This is a genomic window from Pseudomonas amygdali, from assembly GCF_002699855.1.
Lineage (GTDB): Bacteria > Pseudomonadota > Gammaproteobacteria > Pseudomonadales > Pseudomonadaceae > Aquipseudomonas > Aquipseudomonas amygdali.
In genome coordinates this window covers 15528-33423 of sequence record NZ_LKBW01000286.1, presented here as the reverse complement: position 1 = coordinate 33423, position 17896 = coordinate 15528, and the positions used below count along the sequence as shown (strand labels likewise).

Sequence of the window (17896 nt, the reverse complement as noted above, 5' to 3'; positions counted from 1 at the left end):
CCGAGCTGGTAAAACAAGGGCCTGCCTGACGGCAGGCCCTAACCAGCCCGAACACAAAAAAACTGATACTCCCAGTGCCCTGTCGCAGTGCGAGAAGGCGCAGCACTGCATCGTCCACCGTCAATTCCCTGCGGCCCTTCAACTTGCCCAGCAATCGTCCGCCGTAGCTGCGCGCCGTCAACAGGGCACCGCCTGCAATCGCACCAACCAAAGCCGCCGCGCCAAGCGTTACGCCGCCGACCATCAGATCGACCCCTGCCCCGGCCGCCGCACCGGCTGCCACGCCGCCGCCAACCCGCACGCCCATCAACCTGAGGGTTTCCGGATTGAACAGGTCATCGCCCCAACGGCCATCCATCAACGGCAAATCGCTGGTAGACACATCATCCTTGCGAAACGCATACAGCTTGAGCAGCGCCTCGACACATTGCTGCTCACGCTGGCGAACAGCCTTGCGCAACGCTTCCACAGCCTGCTGTTCCTGCTCGGCAGTGGTCTCGACGCTACGCCGACACGCTGCACAGTCAATCAACAGTTCGGCGATGAGCCGCGCCGCGCTGTGTTTTCTGGCTCGACGTTGTTTCTCCTGATCCTCAATCAAACGCTCAAGCCGAGGCCGCGCGCTTTCCAGCAGCAGCGCCAGGCTTTCGTACAGACGACGACCGCCATCTTCCGGCGGTGCGACGCTGTCGAAACGCACCAATGCATGCAAACCCAAGCGTGAAAGCGCCTCTCGCCATTCCGGCTCCCGGTGCTCGCGCGCACTGACGAAATTCAGCACCGGCAGCAACGGCTTGCCACAGCTGGCCAGCACTGCCAGCTCGTCACGGTATTTGGCGAGTACCGGTTCACGCGCATCGATCACATACAGCCCAGCATCCGAGCCGAGCAACTGGCGCATGACCTTGGCCTCTTGCTCAAAGCGCTGGCGTGCCTCGCTGCCCTCCAGAAAGCGCGCCAGTCGCGCCGGGCCATCCAGACGTTCACCGGTACGATCAAGCCGCTCCAGGTAATCGAGCAGCGCAATGGCGTCCTCCAGGCCGGGCGTGTCGTACAGATCGACCAGCGCCTGACCGTCCACGGACAGGCGCGCACCTTCCACATGGCGGGTGGTGCTGGGCCGGTGAGACACTTCGCCAAAGCTGACATCGCCGGTCAGGGTACGCAGCAGCGACGTTTTGCCGACATTGGTGTGGCCAACCACCGCCAGCTTGATGGCGCGGACATTGTCTGCTTCAGTCATGGCCTGTCTCCAGCCAGTTCAAAGGCGCGCTGTCTGTGCGCGGCAACTGCAATTGATCCAGCGCGGTGTGCCAGTCGCCCAGACGCTCCAGATCGAGCACCTGCCCGGCAGGCGCGGGCAACAGCCATACACGTGTCGCCCCCGCGCTGCGCGCCAGTTCGGCAATCAGTGCCAGACTGCCACGATCCGGTGAGCGGCGCGGATCACAGGCGACCACCATGCGCGCAGGCGGATAGTGAATCAACTGTTCCAGTAGCTTGTGGCGCGACTCACGGCTGTCGAGAATGCCTGCATCGACCACGCCTGACGGCAGTTCTGGCGGCCAGACTTGTTGATCATCCAGCTCGATGGCCACCAGCAACGCGCCATTACTGTCGGACGCACCCACGCCGGGCTGAATCTGATGCAGCGCGGCAGGTTCGACGTCATTGACGCCCAATCGCTCGCTGCTGGGCATCAATCGTTCACGCAGCTCAAGGTACTCGGGCAGCTCAAGATCGAGACGCAGCCCCGCACTCCCCTGCTTCCAGCGCCACAGGCAGAACGCTGCCAGCAACAGACGCGGCACAATGCCGTAGACCAGCAGCACGCCCACCAGCCACGCAGCCCAGGCCTGGCGTGCATTCTCGATACTCAGCGCTGCATTGCCGCTGGCGCGAATCATGGCTTCGTCCGGCACACTGAAGCCCAGCCAGGCCGGGACGGTACTGAGTGTCTGAGTCAGGCTGACAAACGTGTCGCTGCTCAAAATGGTGGTTTCCCAGACAAACCCGTAGCGCCGGGTCGCCATCAGCATCAACAGCACCACCAGCGCACTGACCAGCGCGAGCAGCCACAGGCTGTGAACCACCAGGCCAAGCACCCAGCGATTCAGACGCTTGCGTTGCAGCAGCAGAACCAATGCCGGAGCAAGTTGCGCAGCCTGGGCGTCACGGGCAAGCTTTTCACTCAACCACAGCCATAAGCGGCCCAGCCCGCTGTTGCTCCGGCCAGCGAAGATAAAGCCCAGCGCCCAGGTAGCCCCAGCAGCACCAGATTAAACCCAAGCAGACTGCCCAGCGCCCAGAACACATTGACCGGTGCCTGCCCGTCGCCCATTGCGGCGAAGGCCAGGCCCGCGCCACTGATGACAGCGAATACGGCAAGCGCAATCAACGCCAACCGCGCGCCCTGCTTCCAGTGATGCAATACGCCGAGCATGCCGTCGCGCTGTGCCAGCCCAAGGGCGCGATGGGTGATACGGGCAGTCAGGTCGCCTCCAGCCGCCCGGGCGCGGCGATTGGCTTCCTGATCATCCAGCGCGCCAGCCTGTTGTTCACGCAGGCGCACGGCTTCGGTCAGCCAGAGGGTATCGAGTGGGGTCAGTGCAGTCACACAGTGTCTCTTGATTGAATTCAGCGGTGAGCATAACCGCTGTCATGGGACTGAGCACGGTGCGTGTCAGTTCATTCGCCTGCCCTGCGACCTCTGATATCCTCGGCGCATGAAAACTCATCTCCCCCTTAGCCTGATTGCCGCCCTTGGTGAAAACCGAGTGATCGGCGTCGACAATTCCATGCCCTGGCATTTGCCGGGGGATTTCAAATACTTCAAGGCCACGACGCTCGGCAAGCCGATCATCATGGGTCGCAAGACCTGGGATTCGCTGGGCCGCCCCCTGCCCGGTCGCCTGAACCTGGTGGTCAGCCGCCAGACTGATTTGCAGCTCGAGGGCGCGGAAGTCTTCCCTTCGCTGGATGCCGCAGTCGTGCGCGCCGAGCAATGGGCGAAGGAACAGGGTGTCGACGAGGTAATGCTGATCGGCGGCGCGCAGCTTTATGCTCAGGGCCTTGCACAGGCGGATCGCTTGTACCTGACTCGCGTAGCGCTGAGCCCCGATGGCGACGCGTGGTTTCCAGAAATCGATACGGCGCAATGGGCGCTGGTGTCCGATACCGAGAACGCGGCTGTCGATGACAAGCCTGCTTACAACTTTGAAGTCTGGGAACGCGTCTGATAAGCGTTTTTCGGCGCATTTGAGGTCGCTGACGAAAAACTGCAATAAAAGTGTCGTTTTTGGTTTCACTGTCGCAAATAAAGGGGCAAACGGCGTCATTTGGCCTTTTTCGGGTCGCTGACGTACTTTTGCCTTCACAATAATTTGTTACGGTCTGCCCCTTCGTTTTTTCGACAAGGGGAAATCGCCTATGAAACTCGTGCCAAAACTGTTGGCTGCTGCCGTCTGCTTCGGGCTTGCCAGCCAGGCTACCGCGGCCACCGAATTGAAGCATTGGCCCGAGCCTGCTGCCAAGGCGCTCGACGCGATGATTGCGGCGAATGCCAACAAGGGCAATTACGCAGTCTTCGACATGGACAACACCAGCTACCGCTTCGACCTTGAAGAGTCGCTGCTGCCGTACATGGAAAACAAAGGACTGATTACCCGCGAAACGCTCGACCCTTCGCTGAAGCTGATCCCCTTCAAAGACACCGCCGACCACAAGGAAAGCCTGTTCAGTTACTACTATCGCCTTTGCGAAATAGACGACATGGTCTGCTACCCGTGGGTCGTGCAGGTGTTTTCCGGCTTTACCCTGCAGGAGCTCAAAGGCTATGTCGATGAGCTGATGGCCCTGAAAAAGCCGATCCCGGCGACCTATTACGACGGCGATACGGTCAAGCAACTCAATGTCGAGCCGCCGCGCGTATTCACCGGGCAGACCGAGCTGTACAACAAGCTGATGGAGAACGGCATCGAGGTCTACGTGATGACCGCAGCGTCCGAAGAGCTGGTGCGCATGGTCGCCGCCGATCCGAAGTACGGCTACAACGTCAAACCGCAGAACGTGATAGGCGTCACCACCCTGCTCAAAGACCGCAAGACCGGTGAGCTGACTACCGCACGCAAGCAGATCACCGCAGGCAAATACGATGCGAAAAGCAACATGGGACTGGAGCTGACACCTTATCTGTGGACCCCGGCGACCTGGATGGCCGGCAAGCAGGCGGCGATTCTGACCTACATCGATCAGTGGAAAAAACCGGTTCTGGTCGGCGGCGATACCCCGACCAGCGACGGCTACATGCTGTTTCACAGCGTCGACGTGAGCAAGGGCGGCGTGCACTTGTGGATCAACCGCAAGGACAAGTACATGACCCAGCTGAACGGCATGATCAAGGACAATGCCGAAGCTCAGGCCAAGGAGAAGCTGCCGGTCACGGCGGACAAGAACTGGGTGATCGTCAAGCCGGACGAGATTCAGTAACGGGCTTCATACTGCGTGATCGTGCCCATGTAACCGGGCACGATCAGCACGCTCAGTCGACTTTCTCGAACTTCAGATCCCATACGCCGTGTCCGAGCTTCTCGCCACGGCGTTCGAACTTGGTGATCGGCCGTTCCGCGGGGCGCGGAACGTACTGGTTGTCTTCAGCCTGATTGCGATAACCAGGCGCTACGCTCATCACTTCCAGCATGTATTCCGCGTAAGGCCCCCAATCGGTGGCCATGTGAAACACACCGCCAACCTTGAGCTTGCTACGCACCAGTGCGGCGAATTCCGGCTGCACGATACGGCGCTTGTGGTGACGGCTCTTGTGCCACGGATCCGGGAAGAACAGCATCAGGCGATCAAGGCTGTTATCGGCGACGCAGCGGTTCAGCACTTCAATGGCGTCGCAATCGTAGACGCGCACATTGGTCAGCCCTTGGGTCAGCACACCGTTGAGCAGCGCGCCTACGCCTGGGGAGTGCACCTCGACACCTATAAAATCGTGCTCGGGAGCCGCTGCCGCCATTTCCAGCAACGAGTGGCCCATGCCGAAACCGATTTCCAGCGTGCGCGGCGCAGCGCGACCGAACACCTGATCGAAATCAACCGGCGCATCGGTCAGCGACAGGCCATACAGGGGGAGACCTTGATCAAGGCCGCGCTGCTGACCCTCGGTCATGCGACCGGCACGCATCACGAAACTCTTGATGCGGCGGTGCGGGCGCTCTTCGCCTTCTTCGACAGCAGGCGACTCTGGGTGCGGAACGTGCGAATCAGTCATCAACGGGCTCTTACTTGATCAGGCCATCCAGCGGCGAAGATGCGCTGGCATAGAGTTTTCGAGGCATGCGTCCGGCGAGGTACGCCAGACGACCGGCAATTACAGCGTGCTTCATGGCTTCGGCCATCATCACCGGCTGCTGTGCATGGGCGATGGCCGAGTTCATCAATACGGCTTCACAGCCCAGTTCCATCGCGATGGTGGCGTCGGAGGCAGTGCCGACACCGGCATCGACCAGCACCGGCACTTTGGTTTCTTCAAGGATGATCTGCAGGTTGTAGGGGTTGCAGATACCCAGACCGCTGCCGATCAGGCCGGCCAACGGCATGATCGCGATGCAGCCGATTTCGGCCAGCTGGCGGGCGATGATCGGGTCATCGCTGGTGTAGACCATCACGTCGAAACCGTCCTTGACCAGTATCTCGGCGGCCTTGAGGGTTTCGATGACGTTCGGAAACAGGGTTTTCTGGTCGGCCAGCACTTCGAGCTTGACCAGATTGCGGCCGTCGAGCAGTTCGCGGGACAGGCGGCAGGTGCGCACGGCCTCGGTTGCATCGAAGCAGCCAGCGGTGTTCGGCAAGATGGTGTAGCGATCAGGTGGCAGCACATCCAGCAGGTTCGGCTCGCCGGGGTTCTGGCCGAGGTTGGTGCGACGCACGGCAACAGTCACGATCTCGGCACCCGAGGCTTCAATGGCCAGACGGGTCTGTTCCATATCGATGTACTTGCCGGTGCCTACCAACAGACGCGACTCGAAAGTCCGACCGGCCAGGACGAAGGGCTTGTCGCTGCGAACATTGCTCATCGGAAATCCTCATAACGTGCAGATGGGGGTTGGGCTAAGTGCAGGTTGCGAACTAGCCACCGCCAATGGCATGAACCACTTCGACCTGATCGCCTTCACCCAGGACGGTCGCCGCATGCTGACTGCGCGGCACGATATCCAGGTTCAGTTCCACCGCAACCCGGCGTCCGGCAAGGTCCAGGCGGATCAGTAATGCCGCGACGGTTTCGCCATCGGGCAATTCAAAGGGTTCACCGTTCAACTGAATGTGCATGCGAGAGCAGCCATCATTTTTGGGGGGCCAGCATTCTAGCCCGATCAGCGGGTATGACCAAGGCAAAGCCACGCCATTCGTCTCAAGCACGGCTGGCCTCCAGGTGAGCAGATGTTCAAGGAGGCGAACCCAGCCTCCAGGCAGCCAGACCCAGCATCGACCAGCCAAACAGAAAGGCCAGACCACCGAACGGGGTGATGATGCCCAGCTTGCCGATGCCGGTCAGGGTGAGCGCGTACAGGCTGCCGGCCCAAGTGACGAGACGCCCGGGGATGTGCGTCGCCAGTATCGCCACACCGAGCAGGGCCAGCGCGTGGATTAGTTGATAAAGCACACCCGTATGGAACACCGCCAGGTACTCGGCACTCAGGCGTTCCTTGAGACCGTGGGCGGCAAATGCGCCCAACGCCACACCCGTGAAGCCAAAGAAGGCAGCAAGCATCAAAAAGCTACGAAGCATCAGGAACTCCAGTGAAAAATCGTCGAAAGGCGCACGGTCTGTATAATGGCCCGCTCAACGGGTTCGGCCAAGCCATCTCTATGCTGCAGTTTATCCTTCGTCGCATCGTCAAAGCCCTGCTGTGGTTCGCCGCAGGCAGTGTTCTCGTGGTTCTGGTTCTGCGCTGGGTACCGACACCAGGCACCGCGCTGATGGTCGAACGCAAGGTCGAATCCTGGGTCGACGGCGAGCCTATCGACCTGCAACGCGACTGGGAACCGTGGGACAGAATCTCCGACAACCTTAAAATTGCGGTCATTGCCGGCGAGGATCAGAAATTCGCAGAGCATTGGGGTTTCGACGTCGACGCCATTCAAGCGGCCATCCTGCACAACGAGCGCGGCGGCTCGATCCGTGGCGCCAGTACGCTTAGCCAGCAGGTGTCGAAAAACCTGTTCCTGTGGTCCGGTCGCAGCTACCTGCGCAAAGGACTGGAGGCGTGGTTCACTATGCTCATCGAGCTGCTGTGGTCCAAGGAGCGCATCCTTGAGGTGTACCTGAACAGCGTCGAATGGGACGAAGGCGTATTCGGCGCGCAGGCAGCAGCGCAACATCACTTCCGCACCAACGCCAGCGCGCTATCTGTACAGCAGGCAAGCTACCTCGCCGCCGTCCTCCCCAACCCGCGCGAGTGGAGCGCCAGCCACCCGAGCAGCTACGTCTCGCGTCGCGCCGGCTGGATTCGTCAGCAAATGCGTCAGTTGGGTGGGGATGAATATTTGCAGGGGTTGAACAGCAGCCGTCGCTGGTGATGGGATGGCGCTAGTTCGGAGAAGAGGACGCAGAGCGTCCAGAGCGGCATGCCGACGCAGAGCGTCGCACGATAGCTGGTACACAAACAAAAACGCCCCGATCATCTCGGGGCGTTTTTTCGTCACCGGGTAGCCTTACGCAGCTATCGACGTCTTGAGCTTGTTCATCGCGCTTTTTTCCAGCTGACGAATACGCTCGGCGGAGACGTTGTACTTCTGCGCCAGATCGTGCAGCGTGGCCTTTTCTTCTGCCAGCCAGCGCTGATAGAGGATGTCGCGGCTGCGTTCGTCCAGCACGTCCAGCGCCTGATGCAGGTTGGCGGTGGAATTGTCAGTCCAGTCGGAATCTTCCAGTTGACGCGCCGGGTCGTAACGGTGGTCTTCCAGATAATTGGCTGGCGACTGAAACGCACTGTCGTCATCGGCTTCGGCTGCCGGGTCGAACGCCATGTCATGACCGGTCAGACGGCTTTCCATCTCACGCACTTCACGCGGCTCGACGCCCAAGCTTTCAGCGACGCGATGCACCTCGTAGTTGTTCAGCCAGGCCAGACGCTTCTTCTGGCTGCGCAGGTTGAAGAACAGCTTGCGCTGCGCCTTGGTGGTGGCGACCTTGACGATGCGCCAGTTACGCAGGATGAACTCGTGAATTTCGGCCTTGATCCAGTGCACGGCAAAGGACACCAGACGCACGCCCATTTCGGGGTTGAAACGCTTCACGGCCTTCATCAGACCAACGTTACCTTCCTGAATCAGGTCAGCCTGAGCCAGACCGTAACCCGAATAACTGCGAGCGATGTGCACGACAAAGCGCAGGTGGGCGAGGACCATTTGTCGGGCCGCGTCCAGATCCTGCTCATAGTAGAGACTTTCAGCCAGTTCACGCTCCTGCTCGGGCGTCAGCAAGGGAATGCTGTTGACCGTGTGCACATAGGCCTCAAGGTTCGCACCCGGGACTAAAGCATAAGCAGGTTGCAAAGAAGTGGTCATACGAAAAAACCTCCAGCGCACAGGTTATGTGCAGTTCAGCAATAGCCAGATTGACCCGGAACCGCTAACCAAGTTCCTTGATTTTCAGAAGCCAGTCTGGTGAACGAAAAATTTGCCTCTAACGGGGCGCCAGCTCACGCAAGTGACGAGCGACCGCAATCCAGGCACCGATATACCCTAACAGAACCGCTCCAAGCAAGAGCGAAAGACCATCACCCATCGGAACACCTGCCAGCGCAAAGTCGCTTCCATAGAGACCTGCCAGCCCGACGACCGCACCGTTTAGCCAGTTCAGGCCATAAGCCAGAACGCCCCAGGACAGGATACCTGCCCCGAAACCGTACAGCGCGCCCATATAAAGGAAGGGTCTGCGCACGTAGCTGTCAGTACCGCCCACCAGCTTGATAACTTCGATTTCGATACGGCGGTTTTCAATATGTAGACGAATTGTGTTACCAATTACTAACAGCAAAGCTGAGACAAGCAAAACCGTCAAGCCGAAAACGAATCGGTCACCCAGCTTGAGGATCGCGGCCAGCCTTTCGACCCAGACCAGATCCAGTTGCGCCTGCTCGACTTTAGGCAGTTCTGCCAACCGCGTGCGCAAGGCTTCCAGCGCAGGTTTGTCCACTTCATCCGGCGTTACCAACACCACGCCTGGAAGCGGGTTCTCTGGCAATTCCTTGAGCGCCTCGCCCAGACCGGACTGTTGCTTGAATTCACCCAATGCCTGCTCGCTGCTGATGTACTCGGCATCTGCCACACCGGGCATCGACTTGATTTCATCGCGCAAGCGAGTGCCATCAGCAGTATTGGCATCCAGCTTCAGGTAGATGGAAATCTGCGCCGCACGCTGCCATGAACCACCCAGACGCTCGACATTGCTCAGTAGCAATGACAGTCCCATCGGCAAGCTCAAGGCAATCGCCATCACCAGACAGGTAAAGAAACTGCCAATCGGTTGTTTTCCCAGACGTCGCAGGCTGTCCAGCAGACTGGAGCGATGGCTTTCCAGCCACGCCGACAACAACGCACTGAAATCCGGGCCGTCATCATCATGGTCGTGACGCTGCTTTTTCTTTTTCGGCGGCACTGGATCGGCGGCCTTGGGCGCAACGCGTTCGGAAACCTTGGGGCTGCGTGTAGCACTCATACTCCGGCCTCCCCGTCACCGATCAAACGACCGCGTTGCAGGGTCAACATGCGATGGCGCATGCGGGCAATCAATGCAAGGTCGTGACTGGCGATCAGCACGCTGGTCCCCAGTCGGTTGATATCTTCAAACACGCCCATGATTTCCGCCGCCAGACGTGGGTCGAGGTTACCGGTCGGTTCATCGGCCAGCAGCAAGGCCGGGCGATGGACAATGGCGCGAGCAATCCCGACACGCTGTTGCTGACCGGTGGACAGGTCGCCGGGGTACAGCTCGGCCTTATCGGACAACGCCACACGCTCAAGGGCCGAATCGACCCGTTTGGCAATCTCGGGCTTGGACAGACCGAGGATCTGCAAGGGTAACGCGATGTTGTTGAACACCGTGCGATCGAACAGCAACTGGTGATTCTGGAACACCACGCCGATCTGACGACGCAGAAACGGGATCTGTGCGTTGCTGATCTGCCCAAGGTCCTGGCCGGCCAGCATCAGTTTGCCGGTAGTTGGACGCTCCATGGCCAGCAACAGGCGTAACAGCGTGCTTTTACCGGCACCGGAATGACCAGTGACAAACAAAAACTCGCCGCGACGTACTCGAAAGCTCAGTTCATGCAACCCGACATGTCCATTCGGGTAGCGCTTACCGACCTGCTCGAATCGAATCATGGACGCTCCCGCTCCGCAAACAGTGCATGAACAAAGGGTTCGGCCTCGAAGGTACGCAAGTCATCGATACCTTCACCGACGCCGATATAGCGAATCGGCAAGCCGAACTGCTTGGCCAGGGCGAAAATCACGCCGCCTTTGGCTGTGCCATCCAGCTTGGTCAGCGCCAGCCCGGTCAACGTAACCGTCTGGTTGAATTGTTTGGCCTGATTGATAGCGTTCTGCCCGGTGCCCGCATCGAGGACCAGCAGGACTTCGTGAGGAGCATCTGCGTCCAGCTTGCCGATCACGCGGCGAACCTTCTTCAGCTCCTCCATCAGGTTGTCCTTGGTGTGCAGGCGACCGGCGGTGTCGGCGATCAACACATCAATGCCACGGGCCTTGGCGGCCTGCACAGCATCGAAAATCACCGAGGCGGAATCGGCACCGGTGTGCTGAGCGATGACCGGTATGTGATTACGCTCACCCCAGACCTGCAATTGCTCGACGGCTGCAGCGCGGAACGTGTCGCCCGCGGCCAGCATGACCTTCTTGCCTTCCAGTTGCAGCTTCTTGGCCAGCTTGCCGATGGTGGTGGTCTTGCCCGCGCCATTGACGCCGACCACCAGAATCACGAACGGCTTGTGTTCGGCCTTGATCACCAGCGGTTGCTCGACAGGCTTGAGCATCGCAGCCAGTTCGCCCTGCAACGAGGTGTACAACGCCTGAGCATCGGTCAACTGCTTGCGCGCGACCTTCTGAGTCAGGCTCTTGATGATGACCGATGTGGCCTCAACGCCGACATCGGCGGTCAGCAAACGGGTTTCGATTTCTTCCAGCAGGTCATCATCGATGGCTTTCTTGCCCAGGAACAGGCTGGCCATGCCTTCGCCAATGCTGGCGCTGGTTTTCGACAGCCCCTGCTTCAGGCGAGCAAAGAAGCCGACCTTGCCGGTTTCGGGCTCTTGTACCGGAGCAGGGGCCAGAGCAGGAACCACTTGCGGAACAGGCGCTACCGGTTGTGGCACAGCCTGCGCTACGACGGGTTCTGGTTCTGGAACAGGCTGAACCAGTAGTGGCTCGGGAACACTCAGCGGCACGATATCAGCCACAGGTTGCGCTGCGACCGGCTCGGGCATGGCATGAGCCTGACTTTGCTCTGGAATTGGCGGGGTGATGTGCGGCTCGCGCTCGTCACTCAGTGCCACTGGCTCCTCGGTTACCGGCAAGGTCAGCCACGGCTGAGGCGACGGCGCACCTGGCTTGACATGGCCTTGCTGCGAATTCGCAACCGGCTCGACGATGCTCTCGGGTACAGATTGCGAGGCAACAGCAGGCTCAACCTGCGGCGTGATCACAACCGGGTCGTGGACCGGATCGGGTTGCGTCGGGGATGATTCTTGTGGCGCTGGCTCGGCTTGCTGCGGTTTCTTGCGCAGCCATCCGAACAGGCCTTTCTTCTCTCCAGCCTCGGCTGGGGTCTTCTTGTCGTCGTTGGAACCAAACATGGAGGACGGCTATCTCAAGGTTGCGGGGCGCCAGAGGGCGACCCGGAAAAATTCTGACATGCAAAACAGACTGCGTTTAGGACTTCTTGTTCACTCAACGGCCGCTTGAAGCGCTACCTTTACCTGCGTTTCAGACAGGTTTCACTCGCAATCGGCCAGTGAAGGCTGTCTCTGAAGCAAACGGATCAGTATCCTAACACCCCCGCGCCCGCCGACGCTAAGTTCACGCGGGCCGTCCTACAGGTTCAAACTACGAATGAATGCTCTAGCCCGCCGCGCCGCAGGCCTGCTGCTCAGCACTATTTGTCTGCCCTTGACAGCATTGGCTGCTGATTCGCAACCGACTCATGAATTTACCCTGGACAATGGCCTGAAAGTTGTCGTCCGCGAAGACCACCGCGCTCCAGTGGTGGTTTCCCAGATCTGGTACAAGGTCGGCTCCAGCTACGAAACACCCGGCCAGACCGGCCTGTCCCATGCGCTTGAGCACATGATGTTCAAGGGCAGCAGCAAGACCGGACCGGGTGAATCCTCGCTGATTCTGCGCGATCTGGGCGCTGAAGAGAATGCGTTCACCAGCGATGACTATACCGCCTACTATCAGGTCCTGGCCCGCGATCGTCTGAGCGTAGCGCTGGAACTGGAAGCCGATCGCATGGCAACCCTGAAATTGCCCGCCGACGAATTCAGCCGCGAGATCGAAGTCATCAAGGAAGAGCGTCGCCTGCGCACCGATGACAAGCCGATGGGCAAGGCATTCGAACGCTTCAAGGCGATGGCCTACCCTGCCAGCGGCTATCACACGCCGACCATTGGCTGGATGGCGGACCTGGAGCGCATGAAGGTTGAAGAGCTGCGCCACTGGTACGAATCCTGGTATGCGCCGAACAACGCCACGCTGGTGGTGGTTGGCGATGTGCAGCCGGACGAGGTCAAAGCCCTGGCAGAGCGTTTCTTCGGGCCGATCCCGCGCCGCGACGTGCCGCCCTCGAAAAAACCGCTGGAACTGGCCGAGCCGGGCGAGCGCAAGATCACTCTGCACGTCAAAACCCAGTTGCCGAGCCTGATTTACGGCTTCAACGTGCCAAGCGTTGCGACCGCTGAAGACCCACGTTCGGCGAATGCCCTGCGCCTGATTGCGGCACTGCTCGACGGTGGTTACAGCGCACGCATTTCCTCACGCCTGGAACGTGGCGAAGAACTGGTCTCCGGCGCATCGTCGCGCTACGACGCATTTGCTCGCGGCGACAGCCTGTTCATGATCAGCGCTACACCCAATCTGCAAAAGAAAAAGACCCTGGCCGATGTGGAAGCCGGCATCTGGCGTCTGCTCGACGAGCTGAAAACCAAGGCACCGTCGGCCGAAGAACTGGAGCGCGTTCGGGCTCAGGTCATTGCGGGCGTGGTCTATGAACGCGACTCGATTACCAGCCAGGCGACCATGATCGGCGAGCTTGAAACCGTCGGTCTGTCCTGGAAGCTGATGGACAATGAACTGGAGGCGCTGCAAAGCGTGACCCCGCAAGACATCCAGAAAGCAGCCAATACCTATTTCACCCGTGAGCGCCTCAGCGTTGCGCACGTTCTGCCTGAGGAGAAAGCCAAATGATCACGCGCAACGCTCCACGTCATGCGCTGCTTGGCCTGATCCTGGCCGGTTCACTCGGCACCTTTGTCGCATTGCCAGCCGTGGCAGACAACGCCGCCCCTGCCGAGCAGGGCCAGACCACTCCTGCACTGGGCAGCAACCTGCAAACCCTCAAGGAACTGGACGGCAAGGCGCCGGCCCGTCGTGCCCTGAACATACAAACCTGGAATACCGCCGAGGGTGCCAGGGTGCTGTTCGTGGAATCACGCGAATTGCCGATGTTCGACATGCGCCTGACATTCGCCGCAGGCAGCAGCCAGGACCAGAAATCGCCCGGCATTGCCCTGTTGACCAACGCCATGCTCAACGAGGGCGTCAAAGGCAAGGACGTCAATGCCATCGCTCAGGGCTTCGAAGGCCTGGGAGCGGATTTCAGCAACGGTTCCTACCGTGACATGGCGGTCACGTCCTTGCGCAGCCTGAGTGCTGCCGACAAGCGCGACCCGGCACTGAAGCTGTTCAGCGAAGTCGTGGGCAAGCCCACCTTCCCTGCCGACTCTCTGGCCCGTATCAAAAACCAGTTGATCGCCAGCTTCGAGACTCAGAAACAGAACCCCGGCGCTATCGCCAGCAAGGAACTGTTCAACCGTCTCTACGGCGACCATCCCTACGCTCACCCGAGCGAAGGCGACGCAAAAAGCATCAATGCCATTACCCTGGCTCAGCTCAAGGCTTTCCACGCCAAAGGCTATGCGGCAGGCAACGCGGTGATTGCTCTGGTAGGCGATCTGTCGCGAGACGAAGCGCAAGCCGTCGCGGCGCAGGTTTCCGCCTCGCTGCCCAAAGGCCCGGCGCTGGCGAAGGTCGCCGATCCGGTTGAACCGAAGGCAGGCACCACGCATATCGAATTCGCGTCCAACCAGTCCCACCTGATGCTCGCGCAACTGGGCATCGACCGTAACGACCCGGATTACGCGGCGCTGACCGTGGGTAACTCGGTACTGGGTGGTGGCGGCTTTGGCAGTCGACTGATGACCGAAGTGCGGGAAAAACGCGGCCTGACCTACGGTGTGTCGTCAGGCTTCACCGCCATGCAGGTTGCCGGACCGTTCATGATCGGCCTGCAAACGCGTGCGGAAATGAGCGAAAACACCCTCAAGCTGGTGCAGGACATCGTTCGCGACTTCCTCGCCAACGGCCCGACCCAGAAAGAAGTCGACGATGTGAAACGCGAACTGACCGGCAGCTTCCCGCTCACCGCAGCCAGCAATTCGGCCATCGTGGACCAGCTAGGAGCAATCGGTTTCTACAACCTGCCGCTGACCTACCTTGAGGACTACATGGCCGCCGCCCAGAGCGTGACCGTCGAACAGGTGAAAGCTGCGATGAGCAAGCACCTGAGCGCCGACAAGATGGTCATTGTTACCGTTGGCCCGACCGTCGAGCAAAAGCCACTGCCGGCACCGACCGACAAACCCACTCGCCAACCTGTAGGGGTCCCGGAACACTGATGGCCAATCCACGTCCGAAGGGCCACAACGGCCTGGGTCAGCTTCGTATCATCGGCGGAGAATGGGGCAGCCGTCGCCTGACCTTCCCCGACGCCCCCGGCCTGCGCCCGACGCCTGATCGCGTGCGCGAAACCCTGTTCAACTGGCTGGCGCCCTACATCGCTGGTGCCAGGGTGCTGGACGTTTTCACTGGCAGCGGCACACTGTATTTCGAAGCCCTGTCCCGTGGCGCCAGCATGGGCCTGGCGCTGGACAGCAACGCGGCAGCCATCGCCAGCCTGCGCCAGAACCTCAACGCACTGAACTGCACCAGCGGCCAGGTCTCCCAGACCGACGCCCTGCGCCATCTGGAAACCGCCACGGCATCGCCCTTTGACGTGGTGTTCCTCGACCCGCCCTTCCATCAAGGCCTGCTGGCTTCAGCCTGCAACCTGCTGGAAAGCCACGGCTGGCTGGCCGACACTGCCTGGATCTACACCGAAAGCGAAACCCCGCCATCGACCACCGGCTTGCCGGGAAGCTGGCGATTGCACCGCGAGAAAAAGGCTGGTCAGGTGTATTACGCGTTGTGGCAGCGGGGCCAGGGCTGACAGCTCACGAACCAATGCTCCGCGTTTGGCATGCAGCTCTGAACGTTCCGCGTCCTCTTGACGACGCATAGCGTCATGAAAGGCATTCCCACCTTGGAGCAACTACAACTATCATGCGACGCTCCGCGTCGCATGCAGTTCTGGACGCTCCGCGTCCTCTTGACGACGCAGAGCGTCGTGAAAGGCATTCCCACGCTGGAGCGTGCGGAACGATAACCTCGACTATCGTGCGACGCTCGGCGTCGGCATGTCGTTCTGGACGCTGTGCGTACTCTTTTGCGATGCAGAGCGTCACGAAACGCATTTCTATACCAACGACACCGTCAAGCCACTTACATCCCGGTCCACTTAATGGCAACGTACAGCTTCAGTCACTGCACCGATCGTTGAGCAAGCACGTGTCCACACGCCCTACCTTTCTGTCCCATGCCAATCCATTCGTCCCGGCCGCTGGCATGGGCAATCCGCATTTGCAGACGTTGTGGGGCCCGCTGCTGCGCAGGCCGACGCTGCTGGCGCGCACTCGCGAGCGGTTGTGGCTGAAGGATGGGGATTTTCTGGATATGGACTGGCATGGTCCGGATGAGCCCGATAAACCCCTGGTTCTTGTACTGCACGGTCTGACCGGGTCGTCCAATTCGCCGTATGTAGCCGGTCTGCAAAAGGCCCTGGCGGCGCAGGGCTGGCCCAGTGTGGCGCTGAACTGGCGCGGGTGCTCGGGAGAGCCGAATCTGCTGTCGCGCAGCTATCACTCAGGCGCGAGCGAGGATCTGGCCGAGGTGATCGCTCATTTGCGTTCGCTGCGGCCATTGGCTCCGATTTATGCGGCGGGGTATTCGCTGGGCGGCAATGTGTTGCTCAAGTACCTGGGTGAATCCGGCGCCAGCAGTGATCTTCGGGGCGCGGTGGCGGTGTCAGTGCCGTTTCGGCTGGACGAATCCGCCAACCGCATCGGCCAAGGGTTCTCCAGGGTTTATCAACGGCACTTCATGCGCGAAATGCTGGCGTATATCCGTGACAAGCAGCATCGCTTCCAGCATGAAGGCATCAGCGAGGGGCTGGCCGAACTCGCCGCGCTGGGCTCACTGGAGAACATGCGAACGTTCTGGGACTTCGATGGACGGGTGACTGCACCGCTGCATGGTTTTTCCGACGCCACGGATTACTACCGCAGGGCATCCAGCCGCTACTATCTGGGTCAGATTCAGACGCCGACGCTGATCATTCAGTCCAGCGACGACCCGTTCGTGTTCCCCCACAGCCTCCCCGAACCGAGCGAGCTGTCGTCCTGCACCGAGTTCGAGCTACACGCCAAAGGCGGGCATGTCGGTTTCGTCGACGGCTCGCTGCGCAATCCGGGCTATTACCTTGAGCGCCGCATCCCGTTATGGCTAAGCGCTGCACATCAGCGCGAAAACGCCTGATCAGGCTGACGAAGCATCAACCGGCGCCCGTGGCGATTTCATGCTCGGGATCGTTGATCCACTCGCTCCACGAGCCCGCATACAGCGTTGCCAGCGGATAGCCGGCCAGACACAGGGCGAACAGGTTATGGCAGGCCGTGACGCCTGATCCGCAGTAGGACACCAGGCTTTCCGGCGGACGACCCTGCAATTTTTCGGCAAAACGCTGCCTGAGCTGCTCAGGTGGCAAAAAGCGTCCATCCGGCCCGAGGTTATCGGTACAGGCCGCACACTGAGCACCTGGAATATGCCCGGCGACAGGGTCCAAAGGCTCTACGTCACCTCGGAAGCGCGCTTCGGCGCGGGCGTCGATCAAGGTCATTTCCGGGCGACCGAGACGGCCATGCAAGCGACTGCCGCTGAGAACCATCGACATGTCCGGCTCACCGCTGAAACTGCCTGGCTCACGATTCGGCGCGTCAAGGCTCAACGGCAACCCGGCGGCGTGCCAGGCTTTCAGCCCTCCATCGAGCAGGTAAACGCCTTCGCGCTTGCCCATCCAGGCCAGCAACCACCAGGCGCGCGCGGCATACATTCCAGGTCCGTCGTCGTACAGCACGATATCGCTGTCAGCGTTGATACCCCATGCCTGAAAGCACTGTAACAAGGCGTCGGGGTCCGGTAGCGGGTGGCGGCCTGTTTTGCCCTTGATCATCGGCCCGCTGAGGTCGCGCTTCAAATCGGCAAAGGACGCGCCCTCGATACGCCCTTGGGCGTAACTGCGCTGACCGTAATCGGAATCTTCAAGCGCATAACGGCAATCGAGAATCACCAGACCTGGGGTTTTCTGTCGTGCAGCCAGTTGCTCGGGGCTGATCAGTTGCGCAATGGACATGACACACTCCTGTGGCAGAGAACCGAC

At 60.3% G+C, this 17896-nt stretch carries 17 protein-coding genes and 1 pseudogene; 7 read left to right on the top strand and 11 right to left on the bottom strand.

All coding sequences use genetic code 11. From position 1 onward, the window contains the following. Both AO277_RS21295 and AO277_RS21290 read right to left on the bottom strand, forming a co-directional pair. Positions 1 to 1243: GTPase/DUF3482 domain-containing protein (locus tag AO277_RS21295; RefSeq protein ID WP_257214242.1), on the bottom strand; the 1243-nt coding region annotated here is incomplete at its 3' end. Further along, positions 1236 to 2617: pseudogene (locus tag AO277_RS21290) on the bottom strand (DUF2868 domain-containing protein). The pseudogene AO277_RS21290 and the gene AO277_RS21295, both read right to left, overlap by 8 nt. Positions 2618 to 2726: 109 nt before the next feature. Between AO277_RS21290 and AO277_RS21285 the strand changes: the two are divergent. Together AO277_RS21285 and AO277_RS21280 are read left to right on the top strand one after the other, a co-directional pair. Further along, positions 2727 to 3239: a dihydrofolate reductase gene (locus AO277_RS21285; protein WP_005744079.1), complete on the top strand. Its 513-nt coding sequence runs from the start codon at positions 2727 to 2729 to the stop codon at positions 3237 to 3239. 190 nt (positions 3240 to 3429) lie between these two features. Continuing rightward, positions 3430 to 4488, top strand: a complete 1059-nt coding sequence (locus AO277_RS21280; protein ID WP_005735032.1) for an HAD family hydrolase — start codon at positions 3430 to 3432, stop codon at positions 4486 to 4488. A gap of 52 nt (positions 4489 to 4540) precedes the next feature. Here the strand turns inward: AO277_RS21280 and trmB are convergent, their stop codons facing one another. The 4 genes from trmB to AO277_RS21260 form a co-directional block, all read right to left on the bottom strand. Next, positions 4541 to 5188, bottom strand: coding sequence for a tRNA (guanosine(46)-N7)-methyltransferase TrmB (gene trmB / locus AO277_RS21275; RefSeq protein WP_215907216.1), 648 nt, complete (start codon positions 5186 to 5188; stop codon positions 4541 to 4543). Positions 5189 to 5285: 97 nt separating this feature from the next. Then, positions 5286 to 6080 (bottom strand): thiazole synthase, encoded by a 795-nt coding sequence (locus AO277_RS21270; protein ID WP_003304387.1) that lies wholly within the window; start codon positions 6078 to 6080, stop codon positions 5286 to 5288. Positions 6081 to 6132: 52 nt separating this feature from the next. Then, positions 6133 to 6333 (bottom strand): sulfur carrier protein ThiS, encoded by a 201-nt coding sequence (gene thiS, locus AO277_RS21265; RefSeq protein WP_005735028.1) that lies wholly within the window; start codon positions 6331 to 6333, stop codon positions 6133 to 6135. A 115-nt stretch (positions 6334 to 6448) separates the two neighbouring features. Then, positions 6449 to 6793, bottom strand: a complete 345-nt coding sequence (locus tag AO277_RS21260) for a DUF423 domain-containing protein (protein ID WP_044318760.1) — start codon at positions 6791 to 6793, stop codon at positions 6449 to 6451. 80 nt (positions 6794 to 6873) lie between these two features. Between AO277_RS21260 and mtgA the strand changes: the two genes are divergently transcribed. Beyond that, positions 6874 to 7584: a monofunctional biosynthetic peptidoglycan transglycosylase gene (gene mtgA, locus AO277_RS21255; RefSeq protein ID WP_044318762.1), complete on the top strand. Its 711-nt coding sequence runs from the start codon at positions 6874 to 6876 to the stop codon at positions 7582 to 7584. 135 nt (positions 7585 to 7719) lie between these two features. Here the strand turns inward: mtgA and rpoH are convergent, their stop codons facing one another. From rpoH to ftsY, 4 genes are all read right to left on the bottom strand, one after another. Next, positions 7720 to 8574: an RNA polymerase sigma factor RpoH gene (gene rpoH, locus AO277_RS21250; protein WP_044318759.1), complete on the bottom strand. Its 855-nt coding sequence runs from the start codon at positions 8572 to 8574 to the stop codon at positions 7720 to 7722. Between the two features lie 118 nt (positions 8575 to 8692). Beyond that, entirely contained in the window at positions 8693 to 9727 is a 1035-nt protein-coding gene (ftsX, locus tag AO277_RS21245) for a permease-like cell division protein FtsX (RefSeq protein WP_005735026.1), read from the bottom strand. Then, positions 9724 to 10395 carry a cell division ATP-binding protein FtsE gene (gene ftsE, locus AO277_RS21240; protein WP_002555631.1) on the bottom strand — a complete coding sequence of 224 codons (672 nt, stop codon included), beginning with the start codon at positions 10393 to 10395 and terminating at the stop codon, positions 9724 to 9726. Before ftsE ends, ftsX begins: the two co-directional genes overlap by 4 nt. Continuing rightward, positions 10392 to 11882 carry a signal recognition particle-docking protein FtsY gene (gene ftsY / locus AO277_RS21235; RefSeq protein ID WP_044318758.1) on the bottom strand — a complete coding sequence of 497 codons (1491 nt, stop codon included), beginning with the start codon at positions 11880 to 11882 and terminating at the stop codon, positions 10392 to 10394. Before ftsY ends, ftsE begins: the two co-directional genes overlap by 4 nt. 256 nt (positions 11883 to 12138) lie before the next feature. Between ftsY and AO277_RS21230 the strand changes: the two genes are divergently transcribed. The 4 genes from AO277_RS21230 to AO277_RS21215 all read left to right on the top strand — a co-directional run bounded on the left by AO277_RS21230 (position 12139) and on the right by AO277_RS21215 (position 16995). Continuing rightward, positions 12139 to 13491 (top strand): M16 family metallopeptidase, encoded by a 1353-nt coding sequence (locus AO277_RS21230; RefSeq protein ID WP_002555633.1) that lies wholly within the window; start codon positions 12139 to 12141, stop codon positions 13489 to 13491. Further along, a complete protein-coding gene (locus AO277_RS21225) occupies positions 13488 to 14981 on the top strand; it encodes a M16 family metallopeptidase (RefSeq protein ID WP_044318757.1) in 1494 nt (497 codons plus the stop codon). Before AO277_RS21230 ends, AO277_RS21225 begins: the two co-directional genes overlap by 4 nt. Next, a complete protein-coding gene (gene rsmD / locus AO277_RS21220; protein WP_044318756.1) occupies positions 14981 to 15571 on the top strand; it encodes a 16S rRNA (guanine(966)-N(2))-methyltransferase RsmD in 591 nt (196 codons plus the stop codon). Before AO277_RS21225 ends, rsmD begins: the two co-directional genes overlap by 1 nt. Positions 15572 to 15969: 398 nt before the next feature. Further along, positions 15970 to 16995 (top strand): hydrolase, encoded by a 1026-nt coding sequence (locus AO277_RS21215; protein WP_080899248.1) that lies wholly within the window; start codon positions 15970 to 15972, stop codon positions 16993 to 16995. Positions 16996 to 17011: 16 nt separating this feature from the next. Here the strand turns inward: AO277_RS21215 and AO277_RS21210 are convergent, their stop codons facing one another. Continuing rightward, positions 17012 to 17869 (bottom strand): sulfurtransferase, encoded by an 858-nt coding sequence (locus tag AO277_RS21210; protein WP_044318755.1) that lies wholly within the window; start codon positions 17867 to 17869, stop codon positions 17012 to 17014. Between the last annotated feature and the right edge of the window lie 27 nt (positions 17870 to 17896).

Coding starts and splice junctions, on each gene's coding strand:
- AO277_RS21230 (WP_002555633.1), top strand. CDS start 12,139: ATGAATGCTCTAGCCCGCCGCGCCGCAGGCCTGCTGCTCAGCACTATT.
- rpoH (WP_044318759.1), bottom strand. CDS start 8,574: ATGACCACTTCTTTGCAACCTGCTTATGCTTTAGTCCCGGGTGCGAAC.
- ftsX (WP_005735026.1), bottom strand. CDS start 9,727: ATGAGTGCTACACGCAGCCCCAAGGTTTCCGAACGCGTTGCGCCCAAG.
- trmB (WP_215907216.1), bottom strand. CDS start 5,188: ATGCGTGCCGGTCGCATGACCGAGGGTCAGCAGCGCGGCCTTGATCAA.
- mtgA (WP_044318762.1), top strand. CDS start 6,874: ATGCTGCAGTTTATCCTTCGTCGCATCGTCAAAGCCCTGCTGTGGTTC.
- thiS (WP_005735028.1), bottom strand. CDS start 6,333: ATGCACATTCAGTTGAACGGTGAACCCTTTGAATTGCCCGATGGCGAA.
- AO277_RS21225 (WP_044318757.1), top strand. CDS start 13,488: ATGATCACGCGCAACGCTCCACGTCATGCGCTGCTTGGCCTGATCCTG.
- AO277_RS21260 (WP_044318760.1), bottom strand. CDS start 6,793: ATGCTTCGTAGCTTTTTGATGCTTGCTGCCTTCTTTGGCTTCACGGGT.
- rsmD (WP_044318756.1), top strand. CDS start 14,981: ATGGCCAATCCACGTCCGAAGGGCCACAACGGCCTGGGTCAGCTTCGT.
- AO277_RS21280 (WP_005735032.1), top strand. CDS start 3,430: ATGAAACTCGTGCCAAAACTGTTGGCTGCTGCCGTCTGCTTCGGGCTT.
- AO277_RS21210 (WP_044318755.1), bottom strand. CDS start 17,869: ATGTCCATTGCGCAACTGATCAGCCCCGAGCAACTGGCTGCACGACAG.
- ftsE (WP_002555631.1), bottom strand. CDS start 10,395: ATGATTCGATTCGAGCAGGTCGGTAAGCGCTACCCGAATGGACATGTC.
- AO277_RS21270 (WP_003304387.1), bottom strand. CDS start 6,080: ATGAGCAATGTTCGCAGCGACAAGCCCTTCGTCCTGGCCGGTCGGACT.
- AO277_RS21285 (WP_005744079.1), top strand. CDS start 2,727: ATGAAAACTCATCTCCCCCTTAGCCTGATTGCCGCCCTTGGTGAAAAC.
- ftsY (WP_044318758.1), bottom strand. CDS start 11,882: ATGTTTGGTTCCAACGACGACAAGAAGACCCCAGCCGAGGCTGGAGAG.